Origin of the sequence: Amycolatopsis sp. NPDC047767 (genome assembly GCF_040704195.1) — a bacterium.
Classification (GTDB): domain Bacteria; phylum Actinomycetota; class Actinomycetes; order Mycobacteriales; family Pseudonocardiaceae; genus Amycolatopsis.
This window is the reverse complement of record NZ_JBEYSJ010000038.1, coordinates 85,060-91,457: the sequence shown is the minus strand read 5'-3', so window position 1 is coordinate 91,457 and position 6,398 is coordinate 85,060. Positions and strand designations below refer to the sequence as shown.

Annotated in this window: 4 protein-coding genes; 2 read left to right on the top strand and 2 right to left on the bottom strand. The window is 72.1% G+C overall.

Going from position 1 to position 6,398, the window contains the following annotated elements:
• Positions 1 to 96 precede the first annotated feature (96 nt).
• On the bottom strand, positions 97 to 1,701 hold the full coding sequence (locus AB0878_RS41695; RefSeq protein ID WP_366587303.1) for a transposase: 1,605 nt from the start codon (positions 1,699 to 1,701) through the stop codon (positions 97 to 99).
• A 153-nt stretch (positions 1,702 to 1,854) separates the two neighbouring features.
• On the opposite strand from AB0878_RS41695, the gene AB0878_RS41690 reads away from it, so the two are divergent.
• Together AB0878_RS41690 and AB0878_RS41685 are read left to right on the top strand one after the other, a co-directional pair.
• On the top strand, positions 1,855 to 4,452 hold the full coding sequence (locus AB0878_RS41690; protein WP_366587300.1) for a bifunctional FO biosynthesis protein CofGH: 2,598 nt from the start codon (positions 1,855 to 1,857) through the stop codon (positions 4,450 to 4,452).
• A 233-nt stretch (positions 4,453 to 4,685) separates the two neighbouring features.
• Complete coding sequence (locus AB0878_RS41685) at positions 4,686 to 5,213, top strand: DUF4232 domain-containing protein (RefSeq protein WP_366587298.1); 528 nt, start codon at positions 4,686 to 4,688, stop codon at positions 5,211 to 5,213.
• Positions 5,214 to 5,216: 3 nt separating this feature from the next.
• Here the strand turns inward: AB0878_RS41685 and AB0878_RS41680 are convergent, their stop codons facing one another.
• Positions 5,217 to 6,185, bottom strand: coding sequence for an alpha/beta hydrolase (locus tag AB0878_RS41680; RefSeq protein WP_366587295.1), 969 nt, complete (start codon positions 6,183 to 6,185; stop codon positions 5,217 to 5,219).
• Positions 6,186 to 6,398: the final 213 nt, after the last annotated feature.

Here is a 6,398-nt window from a genome sequence, read left to right as displayed (position 1 = left end):
TGACGTCGCAATCCACACCGAACCCGGAGGCCCTCCCTCACGCCAAGATCATCCGACTACGTGTCGCCACGTTCGCAACCTCCCCGGTCAGTACAGCTAGGGCGCGAACCGCTCCAGCCCGAACAGGTCGAACAACGCCTGCTGGGCCGGGTCGCGGTCGGTGAGGATGCGGCGGCTGCGCGGCCGCCCGCCCGTGGACGGGTAGCGCAGCACCGTCTCGCCGATGCCGCACAGCTGGTCGAGCAGCTCGCCCACCGACAGGTTCATCCCGGCGCGGTCGGCCTCGCGGCGCATGAGGTGGGTGACGGTGGCCGCGAGCACCGAGACCAGCGCGTGCACGGCGACGCGGTGCGGGGTCCACTCCCACCGCGGCGTCGGGCCGAGCGCGGCGGGACCGGTGAGCCAGCGGAACGTGGACTCGAGGTAGGTCCGCGCGCGATAGGCCGTGACGATCTCGGCCACCGGCCAGTCGCGGTCGGTCACGAGGATCTGCTTGCCGAAGTACTCGTCCACCAGCCGGGCGACGGCCGCCTCGTCGACCCGGCGCGTCAGCCGGATCTCGCCCGGCCGGGTGCCGCTGAGCGTCGCCTCCAGGACCCGGCCGATGCGGCGGCCGCGGGTCACCCGCGAGATCTCCGAGTGGACCTGCGTGCGGTCACCGCGGTGGGTGCCGGCTTCCAGGGCCGCGGCCAGGCCGTCGAGCTCGCGGATCGCGGTGCTCAGCTCGTCGGTGAACGCGCGGTACTGAGCCGCGTACAGCGTGGCCGAGTGCGTGAGGATGACCCGGCGCCGCACGCCGTCGACGGTCGCGCGGGTGTCGATCGCCGTCAGGCCGGCGAAGCGTTCCGGGTCCACCCGCCGGCGGGCCGACGCCGGCTGCGTGAGCAGCTCCGGGTGGTCGGCCGGCGGGAGCGAGCCGACGAACCCGCGCCGCGCGCCGAGGTCGAGCTGGGCGGCCTGCCCGGCGTGGAAGACGAGCGTGACGTCCGTGGCCGGGTACCGCTCGCCCAGCTCCCCCGCCAGCGCGCCGAACGTCGGCGCCGCGCCGCTTTCCCTGCGGTAGACGCGCGACGCGAGCGGGATCGCGCCGTCGCGCGTGACCACGAGGCCGAGGCCGGCGAGCGCGTCCTGGCAGGCCGAGGGCACCGTGCAGTCGGCGGCGGTGAAGGCCGCGAACTGGGGAACGTCCACCGCGAGCGCCGAGGTGCCGTCGTCGCCGAGCAGGTCGAGCACGGCTTCGGCGACCGCCGTTTCGACGCCCGTGATGCGCTCCGGCGTCAGGCGCTGCAACGCCCGCCAGTGGGCCGCCGTGGTGACGGCGGCCTTCGGCGGACGCGGGCGGACGAGGTCTTGCGCCGCGCAGCCGGCCCACCAGTCCTCGAAGCTCGCGCCCGCGCCGGTCGCGCGGTGCAGCACGGCGAGCGCGACGTGGAACCCGAGCGTGGTCTTGGCTCGCTGCGGGCCCGCCACGGCGTCGACCCGCCGGACGAGATCGAGGCGCTGGATCGTGCCCCACACGGCGGCGACGTCCCCGAACGTGCGGTGCCGCGCGCCGCCCGGTTGCGCGCCGCCGGGCAGCGCGCCGGCGATGTCCTCGGCCGTGCCGAGGTACCGCTGCGTCACCACCCGCGGCGCGCCGTCGACCCGCGCGGACTCGGCCAGGTAGTAGTACGTCCGGCCGCCGATGCGCTTCCCGATCACCGATGCCACACTTTAGGTAATACACTCCTCCCGGGTGATCGACAACCTTTCCGGGCCTCTGACCTGCGCGGATGATCGTCACTTCCGAACGGGTGAGCACGTGGCGGACAACGCACTGGCCTGCTTGCGCGAGCTGGTCCTAGCGTGACGGGAATGGCACCCGTACCCGAGTTGACCGCCCCCACCCCGTCGGCGATGCGCCGCGCGCTCGCGCGGGCCAGGGACGGGAAGACGCTCGACCTCGCCGAGGCCACCGTGCTGCTGCACGCGCGCGGTGACGACCTCAAGACGCTGTCCGAGCACGCCTCCCGCATCCGCGACGCCGGCCTCGAAGCCGCCGGGCGCGCGGGCGTCATCACCTACAGCCGCAAGGTGTTCATCCCGCTGACGCGGCTGTGCCGCGACCGCTGCGGCTACTGCACCTTCGTGACCGTGCCCGGGCGGCTCGAATCGCCGTTCCTCTCGCCGGACGAGGTCCTCGAGATCGCCCGCAAGGGCGCCGAGATGGGCTGCAAGGAAGCCCTGTTCACGCTCGGCGACCGGCCCGAGGACCGCTGGAAGGCCGCGCGCGACTGGCTCGACGCCCACGGCTACGACGACACGCTCTCCTACGTCCGCGCGATGGCCATCCGCGTGCTGGAGGAGACCGGCCTGCTGCCGCACCTGAACCCCGGCGTGCTGAGCTGGCAGGACTTCCAGCGGCTCAAGCCGGTGGCGCCGTCGATGGGCATGATGCTCGAGACGACGGCGACGCGGCTGTGGAGCGAGAAGGGCGGCCCGCACTACGGCTCGCCGGACAAGGATCCCGCCGTCCGCCTGCGCGTGCTGGAGGACGCCGGGCGCAGCTCCGTGCCGTTCACGACCGGCGTGCTGATCGGCATCGGCGAGACGCACGAGGAGCGCGCGGACGCGATGTTCGCGATCCGCAAGACCGCGCGCGAGTACGGCGGCATCCAGGAAGTCATCATCCAGAACTTCCGCGCGAAGCCGGACACGAAGATGCGCGCGACGCCGGACGCCGACCTCGAGGAGCTCGCGGCGAACATCGCCGTGGCGCGGCTCGTGCTCGGGCCGAAGATGCGCATCCAGGCGCCGCCGAACCTCATCGGCAACCAGTACGACCTGATGATCCGCGCCGGCATCGACGACTGGGGCGGCGTGTCGCCCCTGACGCCGGACCACGTGAACCCCGAGCGCGCGTGGCCGCAGATCGACCAGCTGGCCCGGCAGACGGAGAAGGCCGGCTACACGCTGCGCGAGCGGCTGACCATCTACCCCGAATACGTGACCATGGGCGAGCCGTGGCTCGACCCGCGCGTGACCCGGCACGTGGCCGCGCTCGTCGACCCCGCGACGGGGCTGGCGCGCGAGGACGCGATGCCCGTCGGGATCCCGTGGCAGGAGCCGGACGGCGGCTGGCAGCAGTCGGGCCGCACCGATCTGCACACCGAGATCGACACCACCGGCCGCACCGAGGACCGTCGCGGCGACTTCGACTCCGTCTACGGCGACTGGAAGGAAATCGGCCGCAAGATCAAGACGGGGCCGCAGAAGTTCGACACCGACATCCTGGAAGCCTTGCGCAGCGCGGAAAAGGACCCCGCCGGCCTGTCGGACGACGCCGCGCTGGCCCTGCTACACGCCGACGGGCCCGAGCTCGACGCGCTGGCGCGCATCGCCGACGACCTGCGGCGCGAGACGGTGGGCGACGACATCACGTTCGTCGTCACACGCAACATCAACTTCACCAACGTCTGCTACACGGGTTGCCGCTTCTGCGCCTTCGCCCAGCGTCGCACCGACGCCGACGCGTACACGCTCTCGCTGGAGCAGGTCGGCGACCGCGTCGACGAGGCGTGGGCCGCGGGCGCGACCGAGATCTGCATGCAGGGCGGTATCCATCCCGACCTGCCGGGCACCGCGTACTTCGACCTCGCCGCCGAGGTCAAGCGCCGCCAGCCCGACATCCACCTCCACTCCTACAGCCCGATGGAGGTCGTGAACGGCGCGTCGCGCACGAACCTGTCGTTGCGCGACTGGCTGATCCGCGCCAAGGAGTCCGGTGTGGACTCCCTGCCGGGCACCGCCGCCGAAATCCTCGACGACGACGTGCGGTGGGTGCTCACCAAGGGCAAGCTGCCGACGTCGGCCTGGATCGAGGTCGTGACCACCGCGCACTCGGTGGGCCTCCCGACGACGTCGACGATGATGTACGGCCACGTCGACAACCCCAGCCACTGGGTCGCGCACCTGAAGCTGCTGGCGCGCCTGCAGCGCGAGGGCATGGAGCGCAACGGCCGCCGCGGGTTCACGGAGTTCGTGCTGCTGCCCTTCATCCACCAGAGCGCACCGATCTACCTCGCCGGCCTGGCCCGCCCGGGCACCTCCCTGCGCGAGAACCGCGCCGTCCACGCCCTGGCGCGGCTGTTGCTGCACGGGACCATCGACAACATCCAGAGCTCCTGGGTGAAGCTCGGCGAGGAAGGCAGCCGGGCCGTCCTGCAGGGCGGCGTCAACGACATCGGCGGGACGCTGATGGAGGAGACCATCTCCCGGATGGCGGGGGCGTCGAACGGCTCGTACAAGACGATCAGTGACATGCGTGCGATGGTTGAGCCGCTGGGTCGGCCGTTGCGGCAGCGGACTACCGGGTACGGGGTTCCTTCGGCGGAGCGGGTCGCGGCGGCGGAGGCGTCGGATGGCGTTGCTACGGCGGTTCGGAAGCCGTTGTTGCCGCTGTTGACTTCCTGACTTGGGTTGAGGTGCTGCGCCCCGGGCCGAGTTCGGTCCGGGGCGCATTCATGCGCACTGTCTCCACTCGATCGGGTGTGGACTACTGGCCTCGAGAGGGCCTGCGCGCCGGGAATTGTCGGTGGTCGCCGATAGACTGAACGTGGGACGCCCCCCTCGGGAGGGCGGGGTCTGTCCGGCGATTCCCGGGGCCGGGCACGGTCCCGGGTGGGCGAGAGCTAGGTTTCCTCGCCATGGGGATCTCCAAGGCTTTGCCGGTCGTTGTCGTGGCCCTCGTGGCCGTCGGGTGCGGTTCAGGGGAGCCGCCGGCGCCGGTCACCCAGGCGCCGGTGAGCTCGTCGCGAGTCGCGTCGCCGCCTGCGTTGGCGGTGTCCGCGGGGATCGTCGAGGCCGGGCTCGGGCATCGGGCGTCGGTGTTGACGCTGACCAACAACGACGCCCAAGCGCGCACGCTGAACGGCTACCCCACCGTGCGCGTCCTCGACGGCAGCGGCAAGCCGCTGGACGTTCAGGTGCACCACGGTGTCTCGTACTTCTCGCCGGATCCCGGGCCGAAGGCGTTCACGGTGGGCCCGCACGAAAAGCTGATGAGCGTGGTGTCGTGGTCGGCCACGGTGACCTCGGGGGACACGACGACCGGCGCCGCGGTGGGCGTGGTCGCGGCGCCCGGGGAGGCCGAGCAGACCGTCCCGCTGAAGACCGACCTGGGGACGACCGGGGAGATCACCGTGACCGCCTGGATGAAAGACCTCCCGAAGTAAGGCTCAGCCGAGGATCCGCCGCAGCCACGGAGCGCGCGCTGCCCGGGCCTGCACCGAAAGCGCCGCGACCGGGGCCGAGCCGTCGAAGCCGTGGTAGGCGCCGGGCCAGACGTGGAGTTCGGTTTGGACGCCGGCTTGCAGCAGGCGGGTCGCGTAGGTGAGGACTTCGTCGCGGAAGGTTTCGGCGGTGCCGACGTCCAGGAAGGCCGGGGGAAGGCCCGAGAGGTCCGCCGCGCGGGCCGGGGCGGCGTAGGGCGAGACGTCGGGGCCGCCGCGGGCGGAACCGAGCAGGGCGGTCCAGCCGATGTCGTTGGCGGTGCGGTCCCAGACGCCGAGGCCGGCCATCTGGAACGACGACGGGGTGTCGTTGCGGTCGTCGAGCATCGGGTACAGCAGCAGCTGGCCGAGCAGCGCCGGGCCGCCGCGGTCGCGGGACAGCAGGGCCACGGCGGCCGCCAAGCCGCCGCCCGCGCTGGCGCCGCCGACGATCACGCGTGACGGGTCGACGCCCAGGGAAGCGGCGTGCTCGACTGTCCACTTCAGACCCGTGTAGCAGTCCTCGACCGGTGCGGGATGCGGGTGCTCCGGGGCGACGCGGTAGTCGACCGAGGCGAACGCGAGGCCGAGCGAAACCGCGTACTCCTTGAGCACCAGCAAGTCACGGCCGCGGTGGCCGCCGAGGATCATGCCGCCGCCGTGCATCCAGTAGAGCACCGGAGCGGGACCGGTGAGGCCCGTCGGGCGGCCGACGACGAGCGGCACCCCGGAAGCGTCCACTTCGGACAGCTTGACCGTGCCGTCGGCCGCGACCTCCTCCAGCGAGAGCTCACGCGTGGCACGCTCCTCGCGCAGGGCCGGGATCGCGGCGGCCGAGTCGAGCGCCGGCCGCTCGGCCCGCATCTGCTCCAGCACCACCTCGAGCTCGGGGTCGAACGGCAGCGGCGGCCCCACCTGCGGACGGGTCGCGGTCATCTCGGTACCTCCCAGGACGTCGTGGCTCTCGCCTGATCATCCTGGCCCGGCCGGGCCCCGCGCCACCTCCGCCAGGTGGCGGGAAATCCGGGCGCCGAGCCAGCCATGACGGCAGATGTCGAAAATTTGCGTAAGTCCGTCCGACTATTGCGATTTCCTGTCGGGAATTCGTATGATCCAGCTCACACACTGTCCCCACCAGTGCACCCGACC